Here is a 19,153-nt window from a genome sequence, read left to right as displayed (position 1 = left end):
ACCGCGTTTCCGGGGGTGACGAAACCTCTCCCCCCTTCGTCACAAGTGACGAACGTCACAATTCGACACTGTGCAGCATCCTAGCCACGGCTCGATACGAAATTTAAAGTGATTTAAAAACAACAACTTGAGATCAATTTTACGCCAATAGTCAATCTGGCCCGCATTTTGCCATCCTGCCCCTATTCTCTCCGTTCGCGACACGACAAGGTAGGCTATGAACCGCTTCGTTATCGCTGACCCCAAGCTGTGTATCGGCTGTGGCACCTGTATGGCGGCCTGCAGCACGGTTCACAAGGCGCAAGGTTTGCAACAAGCCCCCCGTTTAACCGTTATGCGACATGAGCAGGCGACCATGCCGGTTCAGTGCCGTCACTGTGACGATGCCCCCTGCATCAAGGTGTGCCCGGTCGAGGCAATTCGCCAGACCGGCGATTGCGTGCAACTCAACGAGTCGCTCTGCATCGGCTGCAATCTCTGCGCCGTGGCCTGCCCCTTTGGCGCCATTCAGAGCGGCGGCAGCCGCCCGGTGGCCGTGGCCACCAGTTACGACACCTATATCCCCTGTACCATCCGCTCCAGCAACCCCTCCACCTCTGCCGGCCTGCGCTGCTTTGGCGAGGATCTGCTGAGCTGGGAGCCGGGCGTGCGCAGCATCGCGGTCAAGTGCGACCTGTGCGAGTTTCGCGCCGAAGGCCCCGCCTGTGTCGGTGCCTGCCCCTCCCAGGCGCTGAAGCTGGTCAATGACGGCGACACCGAACGCGCCGCCCGTATCCGTCGCCAGCAAGCGGCCGACACCAACCCGCAAGGGGCCTCTGCCTTCTCGGCGCCTGCCACGGCGCTCCCTGCATCCGATTTATCCACCACAGAGGGAGTTCGCTGATGTTGTCCCCCCTTGTTATGGCCACGCTCCTGCTCTTTTTGCTGGGCGCTGCCGCCGGTTTGCTGCTGCAAAAGCTGCCCGCACTGGCCAACCGCCTCAACAGTGGCTTTGCCCTGCTGGGCTCGCTCGCGGGTCTGGTCGCCGCCATCCAGATCTTTGCCCAAGGCGCCCCCGTCGACGGCCAGCTCTGGCTGCTGGGCTCGGTTCACCTCGACATGCTCTCCGCGCTGATGCTGCTGGTGATCAGCACCGTCGGCGTCGCCGTTGCGCTCTACTCCTTTGCCTATATCCGCGAATATCAGGGCAAGGGCGATGTGGCCATCGGCGCACTGATGAACCTCTTCCTGTTTGCCATGGTGGGCATGGTGCTGGCCGACAATGCGCTCGGTTTCTTGCTCTGCTACGAGCTGGTGACCCTCACCACCTACTGGCTGGTCAAGACCAACCCGGATGCTGCCAAACAGAGCCGTCTCTACTTGGTGATGAACCATATCGGCATGGCGCTGGTGCTGGTAGCCTTCTGGCTGCTCTGCCGCGAAAGCGGCTCGCTGGAGTTTGCCGCGCTGCGCGAGCACCATCTGGCGGGCGCCCTGGCATCCCTGGTGTTCCTGCTCAGCTTCTGCGGCTTTGGCCTGCGCGCCGGTTTCGTGCCGCTGCACGGCTGGCTGCCGGTGGCCGAGCCAGTCGCCCCCTCCCATATATCGGCGCTGATGTCCGGCGTGATGGTCAAGCTGGGTCTGTTTGGCATCTTGCGGGTCAGCATCGATTTTCTCGGCGCCAGCCAGCTCTGGTGGGGCTATGTGGTGCTGATCTTCGGTGCCTGCTCGGCGGTGCTCGGGGTGCTGTTTGCGCTGGCCGAGCATGACCTCAAGCGGCTGCTCGCCTACCACACGGTGGAGAACATCGGCATCATCCTGATGGGGATGGGCATCGGCATGATCGGCATCGCCAACCAGCAACCGGCGCTGGTGGTGCTGGGGCTGCTCGGCGCCCTCTATCACCTGCTCAACCACGCCATCTTCAAGAGCCTGCTCTTTATGGGTACCGGCTCTGTGATGTTCCGCCTGCACACCCGCGACATGGACAAGATGGGGGGCCTAGCCAAACTGATGCCCTGGACTGCGTTGGCGTTCCTGATCGGTGCCATGGCCATCTCGGCGCTGCCACCGCTGAACGGCTTTGTCAGCGAGTGGTTTATCTATCAGGCACTGCTGTCCATGACCAAACTCGGCACTTCTGTCGTCGCGCCGCTCGCGGTAGTGATGCTGGCGGTGACCGGCGCCATGGCGGTGATGTGTTTCGTCAAGGTGTATGGCATCTGCTTCTGCGGCGCACCGCGCAGCGAAAAGGCGAGCCACGCCCGCGAAGTGCCGGGCGCCATGGTGGCAGGCACCCTGCTGCTGGCTGCGGTCTGTCTGGTGCTGGGTCTGGGCGCCCCCTGGATTGCCCCCCATATCGCCAGCTATGGCCAAGCCTTGGTAAGCAGCCAAATGAACGTGGCCACCGGCGCCACCCTGCTGCCGCTGGATAGCAGTCAAGCGATCCTCTCCCCGCCCGTTATTGCCATCACCTTGCTGGGTCTGTTCCTCATTCCGCTGCTGGTATTGGCCATCTTCAAGGGGCCCAAGCTCGGTCGTCGTCACGCCGGTACCCCGTGGGCCTGTGGTTACGCCTATGAGGAGCGCATGAGCCTCACCTCCGGTGGTGTCACCCACACCTTGCGCCAGCTCTGCGCGCCGCTCTATCGCAAGCAACCGCAGCTTGATCTGGCCAGCGCCCTGCACGGGGTGAGTGACGCCCCCGGCAACACTGGCTGGATCCTCCATGGCGTGGTGCTGGCGCTCTTTATCCTGATGGCTGTAGGAGTCTGATATGCCTGTTCTTGAAATGCCGAGCTGGGGCATGGTTGCCCTCGCCCTGACCCAGGCCATCGCCATGCTGGCGCTGGCCCCGCTCGCCACCGGTTTCAACCGGGTGCTACGAGCCAAGATGCACTCCCGTCAGGGGCCGGGCCTGCTGCAGGATTACCGTGATATCGCCAAGCTCCTGCGCCGCCAAGAGGTGACCCCCGAGCCTGCCGGTATCCTCTTCAACCTGATGCCTGCGTTGCTGATCGCCGCCCTGTTGCTGGTAGGGATGGCGCTGCCGACCCTGACTCACGAGTCCCCCTTCCCCATCGCCGGGGATCTCATCACCGACATCTATCTGTTCGCCATCTTCCGCTTCTTCTTCTCCCTCGCGGGGCTCGACAGCGGCAGCATGTTTGCAGGGATCGGTGCCCGCCGTGAACTGACCCTTGGCATTCTGGTGGAGCCCATTCTGGTACTCGCCTGCTTCATCATGGCGATGATGGTAGGCAGCTCGGATCTCGGCAACATCAGCAGCTATGTGGCCAACCAGCCGCTGGCTGCGCCGATCGCAACCCTCTTGGCCGGTGCCGCCTGCGCCTTCGCGGTGTTTGTGGAGATGGGCAAGCTGCCCTTTGACTGCGCCGAAGCCGAACAGGAGCTGCAAGAAGGACCGCTCACCGAGTATTCCGGTGCGGGCCTGGCCCTGCTCAAGCTCAGCATGGGCCTCAAGCAACTGGTGGTGGTGCAGCTCTTCCTAGTTATTTTCCTCCCCTTCGGCAAGGCGGCCAACTGGAGTCTGCCCGCACTGGCGCTGGCAGCCCTGATCCTGCTCTGCAAGCTGCTGGTGACATTTGGACTTGCGGGCATTATCGAGAATTCCATGGCCCGCACCCAGTTCGTGCGCACCCACAAGCTCACCCGCTATGGCCTGGGGCTGGCACTGCTGGCGCTGCTCGCCTATCTGGTCGGGGTATAAGTCATGCCCGCCATCACAGCTGCTTTTTTCGATTTCACCTTTTCCGATTGCTCATTCCCGAACATAAAGTGAGAACTGCATGACCATCGCCATTTCGGATCGCATCGGTTGCGACTACATCCAGCAACTGCGAGCGCAACTGCCCCACGCCATCATCGACGAGCAGTGGCAGACCGCCGATCAGGCTACCCTGACCGTCAAGCCCACCGATCTGGTGGCCCTCACCAGCCTGATCTTCCACAAGCAGGGAGGCTGGCTCTCGGTCTCGTTTGCCAATGACGAACGCAGCCTGAACGGCCACTTCGCCGTCTACCACGTCTTCTCCATGGAGGGCGACACCAAGAGCTGGATCACCGTCAAGGTGCTGGTCAACGCCATAGAGCAGGAGTACCCCTCCATCACCCCGACCATTCCGGCGGCGGTATGGGGTGAGCGGGAGATCCGCGACATGTATGGCCTGCGCGCCGTCGGCCTGCCGGACGAACGTCGTCTGGTGCTGCCGGATGACTGGCCGGAGGATATCCACCCCCTGCGCAAGGACGCCATGGATTATCGCCAGCGCCCCATGCCCACCACGGACACAGAGACCTACCCCTTCGTCAACGAGCTGGGCAATGAGGCCAACCGCATCGTGCCGGTCGGCCCGCTGCACATCACCTCGGACGAACCGGGGCACTTTCGTCTGTTCGTCGATGGGGAAGACATCATAGATGCCGACTACCGCCTCTTCTATGTCCATCGTGGCATGGAGAAACTGGCGGAAACCCGCATGGGTTACAACGAAGTGGCGTTTCTGACCGACCGGGTCTGCGGCATCTGCGGCTTTACCCACAGCGTCGCCTACACCACCTCGGTGGAGAACGCCATGGGCATTGTGGTGCCGGAGCGGGCCAAGATGATCCGCGCCGTGCTGCTGGAGGTGGAGCGCCTGCACAGCCATATCCTCAACATCGGCCTGTCGAGCCACTTCACCGGTTTCGACACCGGCTTCATGCAGTTCTTCCGGGTGCGGGAGAAATCCATGACCCTGGCCGAGCTGCTGACCGGTGCGCGCAAGACCTACGGCCTCAACCTGATTGGCGGGGTGCGCCGGGACATCTTCAAGGAAGATCGCATCAAGGGCGCCCAGCTGGTGCGCGAACTGCGTGACGAGCTCAAACCCTTGGTGGCCATGCTGCTCGACACCGCCAACATATCTTCCCGTCTGGTGGGGATAGGTCGTCTCGATCCGCAAATTGCCCGCGATTTCAGCTGCGTCGGCCCCATGGTGCGGGCGAGTGGCTTCAAGCGCGACGTGCGCCGGGTCCACGACTTTGCTGCCTATCGCGAGCTGCCGATGGAGATCCAGACCCTGGCGGGTTGCGATGTGCAGTCCCGGGTACTGGTGCGCATCCACGAGCTCTACGACTCCCTCGACATGATTGAGTTTGGCCTTGAGCACCTGCCGGAGGGGCCGCTGCTCACCGAAGGCTTCACCTACCAGCCGGGCAAGTTTGCGCTGGGCTTTACCGAAGCGCCCCGTGGCGAGAACGTCCACTGGAGCATGACCGGGGATAACCAGAAGCTGTTCCGCTGGCGCTGCCGCGCCGCCACCTACGCCAACTGGCCAGCCCTGCGCTACATGCTGCGCGGCAATACCGTGGCTGATGCGCCGCTGATCATCGGCAGCCTGGATCCCTGCTACTCCTGCACCGACCGGGTCACCCTGGTCGACCCCAGGAAGGGCAAGTCCACCGTGGTCTCCTACAAGGAGATCGAGCGTTACGGCATCGACCGCAAAAACTCTCCGCTGAAATAAGGGGTCATCATGATCAAGCTGTTCAAGACCATACTCCAGGCGGGCACCCCGACCGCCAAATACCCCTTCGCCCCTTACGAGGTGAACCGGGATTTTCGCGGCAAACCGAAATATCAGGCGGATCAGTGCATCGCCTGCGCGGCCTGCACCAAGGCCTGCCCGGCCAACGCGCTGGTGATGGAAGTGGACATGGAGACCGGCGAACGCCGCTGGGAGATCTCCATGGCGCGCTGCATCTTCTGCGGCCGCTGCGAAGAGGTCTGCCCGACCCGCGCCATCGCCCTTTCCCCCGAGTTCGAACTGGCGGTAACCAACAAGGCGGATCTCTATGAGGAGGCCCGCTTCGCGCTGGCCCCCTGCACCCTGTGCGGCACCTACTTTGCCCCGAGCAAGCTGGTGGCGCTGGTGGAGGACACCCTCAAGCAGGCAGGCACGCCGCTGGCGACCCCGGAGCGACTACACCACTGCCCCGACTGTAAACGAAAACAGAGCATGCTGAGCCAGCCTGACTCGGCCCTGATCACACCGATAGCCACACCGATGGCCGCACAAAAGGAGTGGATGTGATGAGCAAGATCAAAGGCATAGAACCGGTTGTCGGCCATGCCCATACCCGCGCCGTGCCGCTGGCACAGGATCCCGAGATCACCAAACTCAAGAAGACCCTGCTCAAAGACATTCGCCGCTCGGCCTATGTCTACCGGGTCGATTGCGGCGGCTGCAACGCCTGCGAAATCGAGATCTTCGCCACCATCACCCCGCTGTTTGATGCCGAGCGTTTCGGCATCAAGGTGGTCGCCTCCCCCCGCCACGCCGACATCCTGCTCTTTACCGGCGCGGTGACCCGGGCGATGCGGGTGCCGGCCCTGCGCGCCTACGAGGCGGCGCCCGATCCCAAGATCTGCATCGCCTACGGCGCCTGCGGCTGTGACGGTGGCATCTTCCACGACCTCTACTGCGTATGGGGCGGCACCGACAAAATCGTGCCGGTAGATGTCTATATCCCCGGCTGCCCTCCGACACCGGCGGCTACCATTTATGGCTTTGCCGTGGCGCTCGGTCTGCTTGAGCAGAAACTCAAAGCCACCAGCCACGAGGTGCAACCGGGTGAGCGGGTCGAACTGCGCCACACCGGCATCCCCAATGAAATCCGGGTGATGATCGAACGCGAAGCGCGCCGCATGGCCGGTTACCGGCAGGGGCGGATCATCGCCGACGAATTCATGGCCCTGCTCGAAGGTGCGACCCAGCAGGATGTGGATCTGCGCATCCAGAGCTACCTCGATCAGCACGACGATCCGCGCCTGGCGGAGATCGTCAACAACCTCGCAAACGCCTGCCTCAACCGGGCGGCCGGCAAGGGAGAGGCGGTGCATGGCTGACGAGGTTTTTTTCTACCGCCTCTCGCGCAAGTTCGTCGACGAGCAGTTCAACGTCCCCGAGGAAGCCAAAGAGGTGATGTACTACAGCCTCGCCATCGGCCACCACCTCGGCATTGTCGATTGCCTGCGAGCAGACCTGGTCTGCTCGCTGACCGGTTATCGCGACTGGGTAGCCAAGCTGCCAGAGGGGAGCGAAGCGCGCCGCAAGATGGAGGGGTTTCTCACCTTTGGCGAGATCACCATCTATCGCGAGCACTGCCATATGCTGGCCTGCGCCTTCGATCGACTGCGCAAAGCCGAAGGCGTGCTCGATGAGCAGGAGCTGGGCTGGACCAATACCTTTATGGAGCAGCTCACCGCCCTCTTTAACGGCCCCCATATGTACCTGATGGTAAGGAGCCGCTGATGGGCTGCAATCTCGTGTTGACCGTGGGCAATGCCATGATGGGGGACGACGGTGCCGGCCCCTATCTTGCCGACAAACTGCAAGCCGCCCCCCTGTCCGGCTGGATCCATATTGACGGCGGCATCGCGCCGGAAAATGTGGTCTACAAGGTGCGGGAGCTGCAACCGGAGCGGGTTCTGCTGGTGGATGCCGCCGAGATCGGCGAGAAGGCGGGAACCCTGCAGGTGATCCCCCCCGAGACCATCGCCGAGATGTTTATCTTCTCGACTCACAATATGCCGCTCAATTTCCTGATCGACGAGCTCAAGACCTTTGTCCCCGAGGTGATCTTTGTCGGGGTACAACCGGCCATCGTCGCCTTCTCCTTCCCGATGACCGAGATGGTGAGCGAGGCGATGGATTATCTTTATCAGCATCTTGATGCCGCCAAAGATACCAGCTTGTTAATAGAGCGACTGGATCAGTGGAATATTGCCAACGCCGAGCGATAACTATTTATAGAGTTGTTAACGACCGTTATTGACCAAGGATTCCGGCAATGTGATCGAGGCCCGATGTTAAATTAAAACATCGGGCTAATTGTGCTGAACTTGATATAAAACAAGGTTCTTTGAATTTTTCAAAAAATTGCTAACCCTCGATTTTTTATCACAAAAAAAGCGTTGCCAGTCACAGAAATTTGCCACAAAATGGCGGCCATCACGGAAGTTGATGGGGTCTGGTGGCCTCCTCGGTCTTCAAAACCGATGTGAGCCGAGAAGGCTTTGGCAGGTTCGATTCCTGCCTCTTCCGCCAAATTTATCTATTGAACAAATACTCTCCCGCTGAATTTTTCGGCCTGGATGTTATTTTCATCGCTTGTTCAATATGTTTGAAAGAATACCTTAGAAAAAGGCGCTTTCCGCTTGCCAATATAATCCGAAGTCAGGTTATCTCGCTGGCCAAAAATTAATTTATCAGCATCGATGCAGCATTAATTTATACCCGCTCATTGATGCACCCAGTTTGCAGTCATCCGCAAATCGCCAGCAGTGCCATAACCCGTCAGCTCGGCCTCTCTATCGGCAAACCGGTGCGCATCCCGAACCCACGCACTGCACTGGTAATCCCATGACGAACCCGTCTCACGCGCCAGCCATCCCCCACCGCCAGCCCACATCAGGTCCGGCTGCCGACGATTCACAGCCAGATTCAGAGCAACAGCCCAGCCAGCAACCAACGCGCCGTCTGCCGCAAGTGGAACAGCTACTGCAGCAACCCTTTCTCGCTGGGTTTATCGATGCGCTGAGCCGCCCGCTGGTAACCCAGGCGGTGCGCGACACCCTGAGCGAACTGCGTCAGAGCGAAGATTTTCGCCAGCATGGGGTTGCCCCCGAGCAGATCGAGGTGCTGATTGCCAAGCGCTGCCGACAGCAGTTGCGCCAGCGTCAGACCCGGGTGATCAACGCCACCGGCACCCTGGTGCACACCAATCTGGGTCGCTCGCCGTTAAGTCACGAGCTGTGGGACGAGGTGCGCGACCTCAACACCGGTTACAACAATCTGGAGCTGGATCTCGCCACCGGCAAGCGCGGCGGGCGCAAGGGGCTGATTGCCCCCCTGCTCGGCTGCCTCACCCAGGCCGAGGATTCGCTGGTGGTCAACAACAACGCCGCCTCCCTCTTCTTGCTACTGCAGGAGGTGGCAAAGGGGCGCGAGGTGATCGTCTCGCGGGGCGAGCAGATCCAGATTGGCGGCGGCTTTCGCATTCCCGATATTCTGGCCCTCTCCGGCGCCAAACTGGTGGAGGTGGGCACCACCAACATCACTACCGCCAAAGATTACCTCGATGCCATCACCGATCAGACCGCACTGGTGCTGATGGTACACAGATCCAATTTCGCCATTCGCGGCTTTACCGAATCCCCCGATATTGGCGAGGTGGCCCGCGCCCTGCCCGAACACGTGGTGCTGGCGGTGGATCAGGGCTCGGGCCTGACCACCGAGGAGTTTGCGCCGGACGAAACCTCGGTGCGCCAGTACATCAAAGCGGGGGCGGATCTGGTCTGCTACTCCGGCGACAAGCTCTTGGGAGGCCCTCAAGCGGGCATCATCAGCGGCCGCAGCGACCTTATCAAGCGGCTGGAAAAACACCCCATGATGCGCACCTTCCGCCCGAGCCGCATCGTCTACTCCCTGCTCGAACGCCTGCTCATTCACAAGCTCAACAAATCCCCCGTCGGCGAGGGTATCGCCCAACGGACTTTGAGCAACCCGGCCACCATGCAGGCGAGAGCCTCCCAGCTGATGGCCGCCCTGCCCGACTGCTTTGTGCCGGTCCCCGCCCAGCTGGTGGTGGGTGGCGGCACATTGCCGGACGAGTTTTATCCGGCGCCTGCGCTGGAGTGCACCGACCCGCGTCCAGCCCAGCAGCTGCTCGATGATTTGCGCGAACTGCCGGTGCCGGTCATCGCCACCGTGCGCCAGCAGAAGGTGCTGCTCAATATGGCGACCCTGCTGCCGACCGAGATGGAACTGCTGATCGCCCAGCTCAGGGAGTTGTTGCTCCCCGCCCCGTTCAATGCAACAAATGCGACCGAGGAGCCTTGATCCCATGACTTCCTATCGCGCCGTTATCGGTCTTGCCGGTCACGTGGATCACGGCAAGACCCTGCTGATCAAGGCCCTCACCGGCATCACCACTGCCCGCGCCCACGAGCAGGCCATCGGCATGACCCAGGATCTCGGCTTTGCCCACTTCGACGACGGTCAGGACAACACCATAGGCGTCATCGACGTGCCCGGCCACGAGCGCTATATCCGCAATATGGTGGCGGGGCTCTGGAGTCTGGATCTGGTGCTGCTGGTGATTGCCGCCGACGAGGGGTGGATGCCGATGACCGGCGATCACCTGCGCCTGCTCAAGGCGATGGGGGTGCCGCGCCTCTTGGTCTGCATCAACAAGTGCGATCTGGTAACGCCCGATGAACTGGCACTCCTTGAAGAGAGCCTGCTGGAGCGGGTGATGGACGAGAGCGGCATGGTGCCCGATATCGTCAGCGTCAGCGCCAAAAACGGTGAGAATATGGCGGCCCTGCACGCCGCCATTGTGCGCCAGCTTGCCGATCTGCCAGCCTCACACGCTGCCCGCGAGCAGAGTGCCCCGCGACTGTATGTAGACCGAGTCTTTACCGCCAACGGCACCGGCACCGTGCTCACCGGCACCCTGCAGCAGGGCTGCCTCAAGGTGGGGGACAAGCTGCGCCTCTACCCCGCCGCTCGGGAAGTGCAGGTGCGCACCCTGCAGGCCTATCACCAGAGCGTCGATGAAATTGGCGCCGTCTGTCGGGTGGCTGTGGGTCTTAAAAAAGTGCCCCACAAGGAGGTGGCCCGCGGTCACTGCCTCACCAGCGCTGCGGGCCAGTGCGAGGCAGCGACTCATCTGATCGTGCGGCTAAGTGAGGTCGGCGGCAGCATCCGGGAACAGCGCAACCGCGAGGTCGAAGTGGCCCTCGGCAGCTGGCATGGCCGTGCCCGTTTTGTGCCAATAAAAGACACCCGGCTGGCGCGGCTGATCTTTACCAGCCCCATCCCCTGCTTCTTTGGCCAGCCACTCGCCATCATTCGCCACGGCAGCAGCGAACTGCTGCACGGCGCCCGCATCGTCTGGTGCGGCGACATCCACCCCGCCAGACGCAAGGCGCTGCACACCCTGCTGGGCGAGCTCCCTGAAGAACTCGAGCACTACAACCCGGCCACCCTGCAGCTGGGGCTCAATGGCTATGTGCTGACCAGCCGCTTTGACCAGCGGCCAGAGCAGGTCACTCCCCTCGGTGACTGGCTGCTGGACAACCACTGGCTGGCACAAAGCCGCGACCAGCTGCTCGCTACGCTGGCCAGCGAACCGCTCAGTGCCGCCGAGCTGGCGACCCGCTTTGGCATCGCCCTGCCGGTCACTCAAGCCCTGCTCCAGCAGCTCAAGAGCGAGCAGCTTGTTCGCCTGCACCATGACAAGTGGCAGCCGGGCAGTGGCGAGTCGGAAGATGATTTGGGGGAAGAGGCACAGCTGGTGCTCAAGGTGGTGCGAGATCAAGGCAAGGAGGGGTACGAGCCCGGTAAACTGGGCCCCGGCGGCGTAGCGCTGGACCCCTTTATCACCCGCAAGCTGCCCGCCGCCCTGCAGCAGGGCTTGCAGCAAAAAGGCGCTCTGCAAAAGCAGCTGCGCAATCTGGCGCGACTCAAGTATCTGGTGCAGCTCGATGGCCCCATCTACTACGACGCAGCCCTTTACAACCAGATGGTCGCCGCCGTGCTGGCGGGCCAGCAGGTGGGAGATCTGATCGACATGGCATCCCTCAAGGAGATCACCGGTTTGTCGCGTAAATACGCCATTCCGTTCTGCCTGCGCATGGAGATGGATGGCTGGGTACGGCGCGAGGAGAACGAGCGCCGGGTGCTGCGTTTGCCGCAGACTCAAGATGAGATGGAGCCGGCATGAGCGCCACCATCGCCCCCTCAGGCTCTTCCAATCCGGTCGCCAACCGGCTGCGCTGCGAATTTCATATCGACGGTATCGTGCAGGGGGTCGGCTTTCGCCCCTTCGTCTATGGGCTGGCACTGCGCCACGGCCTTGCCGGTTATGTGCTGAACGACGCCAATGGCGTCACCATAGGTGCTGAGGGCTCCCCCGAGCAGCTGGCCAGCTTTGCCCGCGAACTGCGGGAACTGGCGCCGCCGCTGAGCCGCATCGATCATTTCAGCGAGCGGGAACTGCCCTTCGCTCATGATCCCGACTTTGATGGCCAATTTCATGGCCAGTTTCGAATTAAAGCCAGCCAGCAGCAGAGCGCCGCCACGGTCGCCATCTCGCCGGATCAGGGGATGTGCGAGGCGTGCGCCAACGATGTGGCCAATCCCGCAGATCGCCACCACCACTACCCCTTTACCAACTGCACCCACTGCGGCCCGCGCTACACCATTATCCGCCGCCTCCCCTACGATCGGCCCCACACCGCCATGGCGGGCTTTGCCATGTGCCCGCGCTGTGCGGCGGCCTATGAAAACCCGCTGGACAGACGCTACCACGCCCAGCCGGTGAGCTGCCCCGAGTGCGGGCCCCACCTCAGCTGGCGCAGCGGCCGCGGCGATGCCCTGGCCGAGCGCGAGAATGCCCTGCAGGCTGCTGCAAGCGCACTGCAGGCGGGGGCGCTGATTGCGGTCAAGGGCATGGGGGGTTATCACCTGATATGCGATGCCCGCAATGAACAGAGTGTGGCCAGATTACGAACGCTCAAGCGGCGCGCGCGCAAGCCGCTGGCGGTGATGATGGGCTCCCTTGCCGAGGCCAAAGTGCATGTCACCGGCGGCGAGGCGGAGTGGAAACTGCTCGCCTCTCAGGCCAGACCCATCACCTTGCTGCGCAAGCGCAAAAACGATGATCGGCCGTCAGAATCCCAACAGACAACCGCGCCGCTGGCCGAGGGGATAGCCCCCGGCATCCCATACCTTGGCATCATGCTCCCCTATACCCCGCTCCATCAGCTGCTGCTGGATGCCTGCGCCATGCCGCTGGTGGCCACCAGCGCCAATGGTCGCGGCAGCCCGATCCTTATCGAGTGCGAGGCGGTGGTCAGGGAACTCGGCAGCGAGATTGACGGCATCCTGGATCACAACCGCCCCATCCTGCACCCCTGCGACGACAGTCTGGTGCAGTGGGCAGGCGGGCGACGCCAGACGTTGCGGCTGGCCCGGGGCTATGCCCCCTGCACTCCCAGCCTGCAAGAGGCGGTCAAGGGGCCGCTGCTGGCGGTCGGGGCGCAGCAGAAGAACCAGCTGGCGCTCGCCTTCGGCCGCCAGCGCATCTACAGCCCCTATATCGGCGATCTGCACAGCCTGCCAATGCAGGAGCACTTCGAGCAAACCCTGGCGACCTTTCGCGAACTTTACGATCTCAAGCCAGAACTGCTGGTCTCGGATCGCCACCCCGGCTACCTCAGCCACCAGTGGGCCAAAAGCTATTGCCAGGATCAGGGTGCCACCCACCTCGAGGTGCAGCACCATCACGCCCACCTGCTGGGGGTGATGGCCGAGCACGACATCACTGGCCCGGTGCTGGGTGTTGCCTTCGATGGCACCGGCCTTGGCGATGACGGCACACTCTGGGGCGGCGAGCTGCTGATCGCAGACGTTCAGGGATTTGAGCGGGTTGCCCACCTCGCCCCCTTCAAGCTGATCGGCGGCGAGGCGGCGATTCGCGAGCCAGTACGTCAGCTACTGGGGCTGCTGTTTGAATCGCACAGTCCTGAGCAGATCAGCGCCCTCGATATTCCGTTGATCAAGCAACTGCCCCTTAAGCGGATCAGCAACCTGCACCAGCTCTGGCATCTCGGTCGCAACGCCCCCTACACCAGCTCCATCGGTCGGCTGTTCGATGTGGTGGCGGCGCTGTTGGGGGTGATCGATACCCCGGATTACGAAGGCGAAGCGGGGCTCCTGCTGGAAGCATCCGCCTTGCAGCTTTCCCCAGATGAGCAGCCCTTCCCCCTCGCCTTTGGCCTGCACCAGAGCGCAGAGGGACCACTGCAGATCGAGTGGGCCGAGCTCATCAATACCCTTGTCAGCGAGCGACGCCAAGGCACCTCCACCGCCAGCCTGGCCGCCGGTTTTATCCGCGCCATCAGCAATCTGGTCATCGCCCTGGCCGAGCGCCTCCCCGGCTATCCGGTGGCGCTCGGGGGCGGTGTCTTTCAAAACCGGGTGCTGATGGACCAGCTGGTGCCCACTCTCGAAGCGGCCGGTCGGCAGGTATTGACCAGCGAAACCCTGCCGCTCAATGACGGTGGCATCGCCGCCGGTCAGCTCTGGTTTGCCATCCACCATATTGCCACGCACCAGCCTGTCACCACCGGCTGTGCCACCTTGTCGGAGTCCTGAAATCCATGTGTCTATCCATCCCCTCTCAGGTGGTGCAGCTGCACCCCGAAGATAACTGCGTCACCGTCGACACCCTGGGGGTGCAGCGGCGCGTCAGCTGCATGCTGCTCGAAGAGCCCCTCCAGGTGGGCGACTATGTGCTGCTCCACATTGGCTTTGTGATGAGCAAGATTGACGAAGAGGAGGCGCAGGCCAGCCTCGAGAGCTTCCGCCAGATGGTGGCCCTGATGCCAAAACAGGATATTTTGCCATGCTGACCCTCAATGATCTCTTTCAGGGCTTTCGTCAGCCCGAGGTGATCCGCGCCCTAGCCGCCCAGATCACCGAACTGGCCAAATTACTCCCCGAACCGCTGCGGGTGATGGAGGTGTGTGGCGGCCATACCCACACCATCATGAAGTACGGCCTGCACCAGCTGCTGCCGGCCAGCATCGAGTTCGTCCACGGCCCCGGCTGCCCGGTCTGCATCATGCCCAAAGAGCGTATCGATCAGGCCATCGAGCTGGCGAGTCAACCGAACGTTATTCTGGTCACCCTGGGTGACATGATCCGGGTGCCGGGCTCCAAGGGCACACTGGCCCAACAGCGTGCCAAGGGGAGCGATATCCGCCCGGTCTATGATCCCCTCGATGCGCTGCGTATCGCCCGTGAGAACCCGGACAAAACCTTGGTCTTCTTCGCCATCGGTTTCGAAACCTCCACCCCGATGACTGCGGCGCTTTTGGCTGCCGCAGAAGAGCAAGGGGTCGAGAACCTGCTGTTTCATATCAACCATGTGCTGGTGCCGCCCGCCATTCACGCTGTGATGGCCGACGGGGTCGCCAAGGTGAACGCCTTTATCGGCCCCTCCCACGTCAGCGTCATCACAGGCGCCGATATCTACCTGCCCATCGTCGATCGTTATCAGGTGCCTGTGGTGGTGAGTGGCTTCGAGCCGGTGGATGTGATGGAGGCGCTGCTGATGATGGTACGCCAGAAGGTGGAGGGTCGCTACGCGCTGGAGGTGCAGTACAGCCGCGCCGTCACCGCCAGCGGCAATAAAGCCGCCCAGCGGCTGGTTGAGCGCTTTTTCGAGACCCGCGAGCACTTTCGCTGGCGAGGTCTGGGGGATATCAACGCCTCCGCCCTGCGCCTGCGCGATGCCTTTGCCAAGCGCGATGCGGAGCGCCACTTCCAGCTTGATCAGACCCCCATCGATGACCACAAGGCGTGCCAGTGCGCCGATATCCTGCGCGGCCTGGCCAAACCGAACCAGTGCAAAGTCTTTGGCCGGGGCTGCACCCCGACCCAGCCCATGGGCAGCTGCATGGTCAGCTCCGAAGGGGCCTGCAATGCCTACTACCGATATATGGGGATCCAATGAGAGAAATTCAGTTAAGCCACGGCGGCGGCGGTGTAGAAATGAACCAGCTGATCAACCAGCTCTTCTTTCGCCACTTTGGCAACGAGATCCTGCTGCGCGGTGAAGATGCCGCCCTGCTGCCGGTAAACGGCCCCGTTGCCTTCACCACAGACAGCTTTACCGTCTCGCCGCTCTTCTTCGAGGGGGGCGATATCGGCAAGCTGGCCATCGCCGGCACGGTCAACGATCTCGCCATGATGGGAGCCAAGCCCGAGTATTTGAGCTGCAGTTTTATCATCGAGGAGGGGTTCCCCTACTCGGACCTCACTCGCATCGTCGAATCAATGGCGGCAGAGCTTGCCAAGAGCGGCGCCCGCATCGTCTGCGGCGACACCAAGGTGGTGCCCAAGGGGGCGGCCGACAAGATCTTTATCAACACCAGCGGGGTCGGCACCTTTCCGCTGCCCGAACAGAGCCGGGGCATCTCGGTGCGTAACCTCAAGGCCGGTGACGCCATTCTGGTGTCGCGGGATATCGGCAGCCACGGCGCCTGTATCCTGATGGCCCGCGACGCCCTGCAACTGGGGTCTGATCTGAAAAGCGACTGCACCACCCTCTGGCCGCAGGTAGAAGCGCTGCTAAAAGCTGGCATTACCCCTCACGCCCTGCGCGATGCCACCCGCGGTGGCCTTGCGGCCGTGCTCAACGAGTGGAGCACAGCCTCCCAAGTGGGTATCGAGCTGGATGAGTCCGCCATTCCGGTCTGCGATCCGGTGCGCGGCCTGTGCGAGCTCTACGGTTTCGAGCCCCATGATCTCGCCAATGAGGGAACCATGGTGCTGGCCCTGCCTGCCGAACAGGCGCAGGACGCGCTGGGCATCTTGCGCCAATTCAACCCCGCCGCCAGCCAGATCGGCGTGGTGCAGGCGAGCGATCGCCACAAGGTGATCCTCAATAACCCCTGGGGCAGCCGCCGTTATCTGGAGCTGCCGCAGGGGGAACTGCTCCCGCGGATCTGTTGAGCGGCCATGCCGTTCGGTCAATTACAGGGAGGAGTCACAGCTTCTCCCCATATCGGTTAAGGAGCCACCATGCACGAAATGTCTCTGGCCATGGCCGCCATCGATCTGGCGGCCGAACAGGCCACCCAGCGGGGCTTTAACAAGGTGACAGCCCTCTGGCTCGAGGTCGGCAGCTTCTCCTGCGTCGACCCGGACACCATTGCCTTCTGTTTCGAGGCCGCCGCCAAGGGCACCGCCGTCGAAGGGGCCCAACTGTACTTTCAACACCAGGCGGCCGAAGCCTGGTGTTACGACTGCAACAAGACGGTCACCCTCACCGAGCGCGGGCAAGCCTGCCCCGAGTGTGGCGGATACAAATTACGAGTCGCGCAAGGGAACAGCCTGCGCATCACCGACATCGAGGTAAGTTGATATGTGTAGCGTATGCGGATGCGGCCAGGCGCGGATCGCCGGCCATGAAGATGATCACGACCATGCCCACTCCCACGATCATGACCATGAGCACACTCACGAGCACCACCATGAACATGGCCATAAACACAACCATCATCATGCTCATGACGCCCATCACCATCATGACCACGAGCAGAGTGCGCCGCGCACCCTGATCATTCACCACCACTACCACCATCAGGGGGATGTCCATCACCACTACCACGGAGTGCGGGCTCCCATAAGCCACGAGGGTCATGATCACCTCCATGATCACCCCCACGACCATCATCATGAACATGGCCACTCTCATGACCACGGTCATTCCCACGCGCATTCCCATGATCACAGCCATGACCATGACCATGACCATCAGCAGGGTGATCTGCACTACGGCAAAGGGGAAGCGGGAATGTCGGTCCCCGGCATGGGGCAGCGCCAGCTGATCGCCATCGAGATGGATGTGCTGGCCAAGAACAACGCGCTGGCGGCCCACAACCGCGAACACTTCGACGAAGCGGCCCAGCTGGTACTCAATCTGGTATCGAGCCCGGGTTCAGGCAAGACCACCTTGCTGTGCGAAACCCTGCGCCAGCTGGCTGACAAACGCCCTTGCGCCGTGATCGAAGGAGATCAGCAGACCAGCGCCGATGCGGATCGCATTCGCGCCACCGGCGTCCCTGCCGTGCAGATCAACACCGGCAAGGGCTGCCATCTGGACGCCAAGATGGTCCACGACGCCTGCCACCAGCTGCCTGCCAATGAAGGGGGCATCCTCTTTATCGAGAACGTGGGCAATCTGGTCTGCCCCGCCAGCTTCGATCTCGGCGAGAAGTACAAGGTGGCGATCCTCTCGGTCACCGAGGGGGAAGAGAAGCCGCTGAAATACCCGGACATGTTTGCCGCCGCCCAGCTGATGGTGATCAACAAGATCGATCTGCTGCCCTACGTCAGCTTTGACGTGGCCCGCTGCATCGAGAACGCCAAGCGGGTCAACCCCTATATCCAGGTGATCCAGGTCAGCGCCACCACAGGCGAAGGAATGGATGCCTGGCTGAACTGGCTGGCCACGGCCTGAACCAAAACCGGTTAAATGCCGTCACCAACGGCGGATAGCAAGAGAGGGAGGCTGATGCCTCCCTCTTTTTTATCTGAGTACCTTGTCCGCCGTGTTATCTATCCAGAGTGGCCAGCGTCCCACACTCGCGTCCCCTCACCCTGGCCCTCTCCCCAGAGAGAGGGAACCGGTTCGTGGATGCCGACAGCATGCTGCAACTATACGACTCCCTCAAACGCCTCAGGGGGGCTTCGAGCATAACAACCAGCCATATTTTCAAACCCCAAGATTTTCCAAACCCTAAACCCTGAGCGTGGTGAGATGGCACCTTCTGCTCCCTTCTCCCCTTGCGGGAGAAGGGCTGGGGATGAGGGGAGCAAACTATCAGGCCGCGCTTTCGGCCAGCACCATAGTCTCAGGCTGCATCTCACCAAAGCGCAGCACCCGATGACAGATCTGGCGCAGCAGCGCCTGCTGGTGACTGAAGACAAGCATGCCAAGCCCGCGCTGCTCGCATTCGCGCATCAACTCCTGCCAGAGCTGGCGCTGAATTTGCGGATCCAGCTGGGCGGTCACCTCGTCGGCAATCAGCAGACGGGTGCGGGGATCGAGGGCGCGCAGCAGCGCGATGCGGGCCAACTCACCACCGGAGAGCTGGCCTGGCTTGCGCTCAAGCCACTCGGGCTTGACCATAAAGCGGGCCAGCATGGCATCATCGGGGCGCCACACATCCCAGAGCGCCTGCCCTGTGGTGCGATAGGGATTGAAGGTCAGTTCCGGGTGCTGGGGCACCAGCTGGATTGGGTTGTAGCCCTTCAACAGTTCGGCCAACGGCTGCCCATCCAGCAGGATTTCTCCATTTCCCCCAACCGACTTCCAACCCGCCAATACCCGCCCCAGCGTGGTTTTGCCATAACCGCTAGGCGCAGAGATGCCGAGCCGCTCGCCCGCTTTCACCGTCAGCGACAACCCCTGCCAGAGGGGACGTTCCCCCTGCGCGATGGTGAGATTTCGTAGTTCCAACATTATGAAACCTCCGGTACAGAGAAGAGTGCGTTGAACTCCGGCAGCGCCTGCCACTGAATGTCTGCCC

18 protein-coding genes and 1 tRNA gene are annotated in these 19,153 nt (G+C 62.1%); 17 read left to right on the top strand and 2 right to left on the bottom strand.

Annotated elements, in window-relative coordinates:
* Nucleotides 1-217: 217 nt before the first annotated feature.
* The 16 genes from ACW5XD_RS12525 (at nt 218) to hypA (ending at nt 16,982) form a co-directional block, all read left to right on the top strand.
* Nucleotides 218-883 (top strand): 4Fe-4S dicluster domain-containing protein, encoded by a 666-nt coding sequence (locus tag ACW5XD_RS12525; protein ID WP_456495162.1) that lies wholly within the window; start codon nt 218-220, stop codon nt 881-883.
* Nucleotides 883-2,754: a hydrogenase 4 subunit B gene (gene hyfB, locus ACW5XD_RS12520; RefSeq protein WP_456495161.1), complete on the top strand. Its 1,872-nt coding sequence runs from the start codon at nt 883-885 to the stop codon at nt 2,752-2,754. Before ACW5XD_RS12525 ends, hyfB begins: the two co-directional genes overlap by 1 nt.
* A 1-nt stretch (nt 2,755) precedes the next feature.
* Nucleotides 2,756-3,709 carry a respiratory chain complex I subunit 1 family protein gene (locus tag ACW5XD_RS12515; protein ID WP_456495160.1) on the top strand — a complete coding sequence of 318 codons (954 nt, stop codon included), beginning with the start codon at nt 2,756-2,758 and terminating at the stop codon, nt 3,707-3,709.
* A 79-nt stretch (nt 3,710-3,788) separates the two neighbouring features.
* Nucleotides 3,789-5,507: a hydrogenase large subunit gene (locus tag ACW5XD_RS12510; protein ID WP_456495159.1), complete on the top strand. Its 1,719-nt coding sequence runs from the start codon at nt 3,789-3,791 to the stop codon at nt 5,505-5,507.
* A 9-nt stretch (nt 5,508-5,516) separates the two neighbouring features.
* The gene (locus tag ACW5XD_RS12505) at nt 5,517-6,074 is read left to right on the top strand and encodes a formate hydrogenlyase complex iron-sulfur subunit (RefSeq protein ID WP_456495158.1); all 558 of its coding nucleotides are present in this window, start codon (nt 5,517-5,519) and stop codon (nt 6,072-6,074) included.
* Entirely contained in the window at nt 6,074-6,889 is an 816-nt protein-coding gene (locus ACW5XD_RS12500; RefSeq protein ID WP_005301886.1) for an NADH-quinone oxidoreductase subunit B family protein, read from the top strand. The genes ACW5XD_RS12505 and ACW5XD_RS12500 overlap by 1 nt, the downstream gene beginning before the upstream one ends.
* Nucleotides 6,882-7,295 carry a formate hydrogenlyase maturation HycH family protein gene (locus ACW5XD_RS12495; RefSeq protein WP_456495157.1) on the top strand — a complete coding sequence of 138 codons (414 nt, stop codon included), beginning with the start codon at nt 6,882-6,884 and terminating at the stop codon, nt 7,293-7,295. Before ACW5XD_RS12500 ends, ACW5XD_RS12495 begins: the two co-directional genes overlap by 8 nt.
* Nucleotides 7,295-7,786, top strand: a complete 492-nt coding sequence (gene hycI / locus ACW5XD_RS12490; RefSeq protein WP_456495156.1) for a hydrogenase maturation peptidase HycI — start codon at nt 7,295-7,297, stop codon at nt 7,784-7,786. Before ACW5XD_RS12495 ends, hycI begins: the two co-directional genes overlap by 1 nt.
* 212 nt (nt 7,787-7,998) lie before the next feature.
* Nucleotides 7,999-8,090 (top strand) — tRNA-Sec (locus tag ACW5XD_RS12485).
* Between the two features lie 315 nt (nt 8,091-8,405).
* Nucleotides 8,406-9,884, top strand: a complete 1,479-nt coding sequence (gene selA / locus ACW5XD_RS12480; protein ID WP_456495155.1) for an L-seryl-tRNA(Sec) selenium transferase — start codon at nt 8,406-8,408, stop codon at nt 9,882-9,884.
* Nucleotides 9,885-9,888: 4 nt separating this feature from the next.
* Nucleotides 9,889-11,772 (top strand): selenocysteine-specific translation elongation factor, encoded by a 1,884-nt coding sequence (gene selB / locus ACW5XD_RS12475; protein WP_456495154.1) that lies wholly within the window; start codon nt 9,889-9,891, stop codon nt 11,770-11,772.
* Nucleotides 11,769-14,207 carry a carbamoyltransferase HypF gene (gene hypF, locus ACW5XD_RS12470; RefSeq protein WP_456495153.1) on the top strand — a complete coding sequence of 813 codons (2,439 nt, stop codon included), beginning with the start codon at nt 11,769-11,771 and terminating at the stop codon, nt 14,205-14,207. Before selB ends, hypF begins: the two co-directional genes overlap by 4 nt.
* A gap of 5 nt (nt 14,208-14,212) precedes the next feature.
* Nucleotides 14,213-14,464 carry a HypC/HybG/HupF family hydrogenase formation chaperone gene (locus tag ACW5XD_RS12465; protein WP_040065728.1) on the top strand — a complete coding sequence of 84 codons (252 nt, stop codon included), beginning with the start codon at nt 14,213-14,215 and terminating at the stop codon, nt 14,462-14,464.
* Nucleotides 14,458-15,570 (top strand): hydrogenase formation protein HypD, encoded by a 1,113-nt coding sequence (gene hypD / locus ACW5XD_RS12460; protein WP_456495152.1) that lies wholly within the window; start codon nt 14,458-14,460, stop codon nt 15,568-15,570. Before ACW5XD_RS12465 ends, hypD begins: the two co-directional genes overlap by 7 nt.
* Nucleotides 15,567-16,571 carry a hydrogenase expression/formation protein HypE gene (gene hypE, locus ACW5XD_RS12455; RefSeq protein WP_456495151.1) on the top strand — a complete coding sequence of 335 codons (1,005 nt, stop codon included), beginning with the start codon at nt 15,567-15,569 and terminating at the stop codon, nt 16,569-16,571. Before hypD ends, hypE begins: the two co-directional genes overlap by 4 nt.
* 69 nt (nt 16,572-16,640) lie before the next feature.
* On the top strand, nt 16,641-16,982 hold the full coding sequence (gene hypA / locus ACW5XD_RS12450; RefSeq protein WP_456495150.1) for a hydrogenase maturation nickel metallochaperone HypA: 342 nt from the start codon (nt 16,641-16,643) through the stop codon (nt 16,980-16,982).
* Here hypA and ACW5XD_RS12445 read toward each other — a convergent pair.
* Complete coding sequence (locus tag ACW5XD_RS12445; protein ID WP_456495149.1) at nt 16,960-17,364, bottom strand: hypothetical protein; 405 nt, start codon at nt 17,362-17,364, stop codon at nt 16,960-16,962. The two genes, hypA and ACW5XD_RS12445, sit on opposite strands and share 23 nt — an antisense overlap.
* Here ACW5XD_RS12445 and hypB point away from each other — a divergent pair.
* A complete protein-coding gene (gene hypB, locus ACW5XD_RS12440; RefSeq protein ID WP_456495229.1) occupies nt 17,245-18,081 on the top strand; it encodes a hydrogenase nickel incorporation protein HypB in 837 nt (278 codons plus the stop codon). The two genes, ACW5XD_RS12445 and hypB, sit on opposite strands and share 120 nt — an antisense overlap.
* 363 nt (nt 18,082-18,444) lie before the next feature.
* Here hypB and ACW5XD_RS12435 read toward each other — a convergent pair whose 3' ends face one another.
* Nucleotides 18,445-19,086 carry an ATP-binding cassette domain-containing protein gene (locus ACW5XD_RS12435; RefSeq protein WP_456495148.1) on the bottom strand — a complete coding sequence of 214 codons (642 nt, stop codon included), beginning with the start codon at nt 19,084-19,086 and terminating at the stop codon, nt 18,445-18,447.
* Between the last annotated feature and the right edge of the window lie 67 nt (nt 19,087-19,153).

It is taken from the genome of Aeromonas enterica (genome assembly GCF_054052465.1).
Note: the sequence above shows the minus strand (reverse complement) of the source record. Positions and strands in the feature narration are given on the sequence as shown.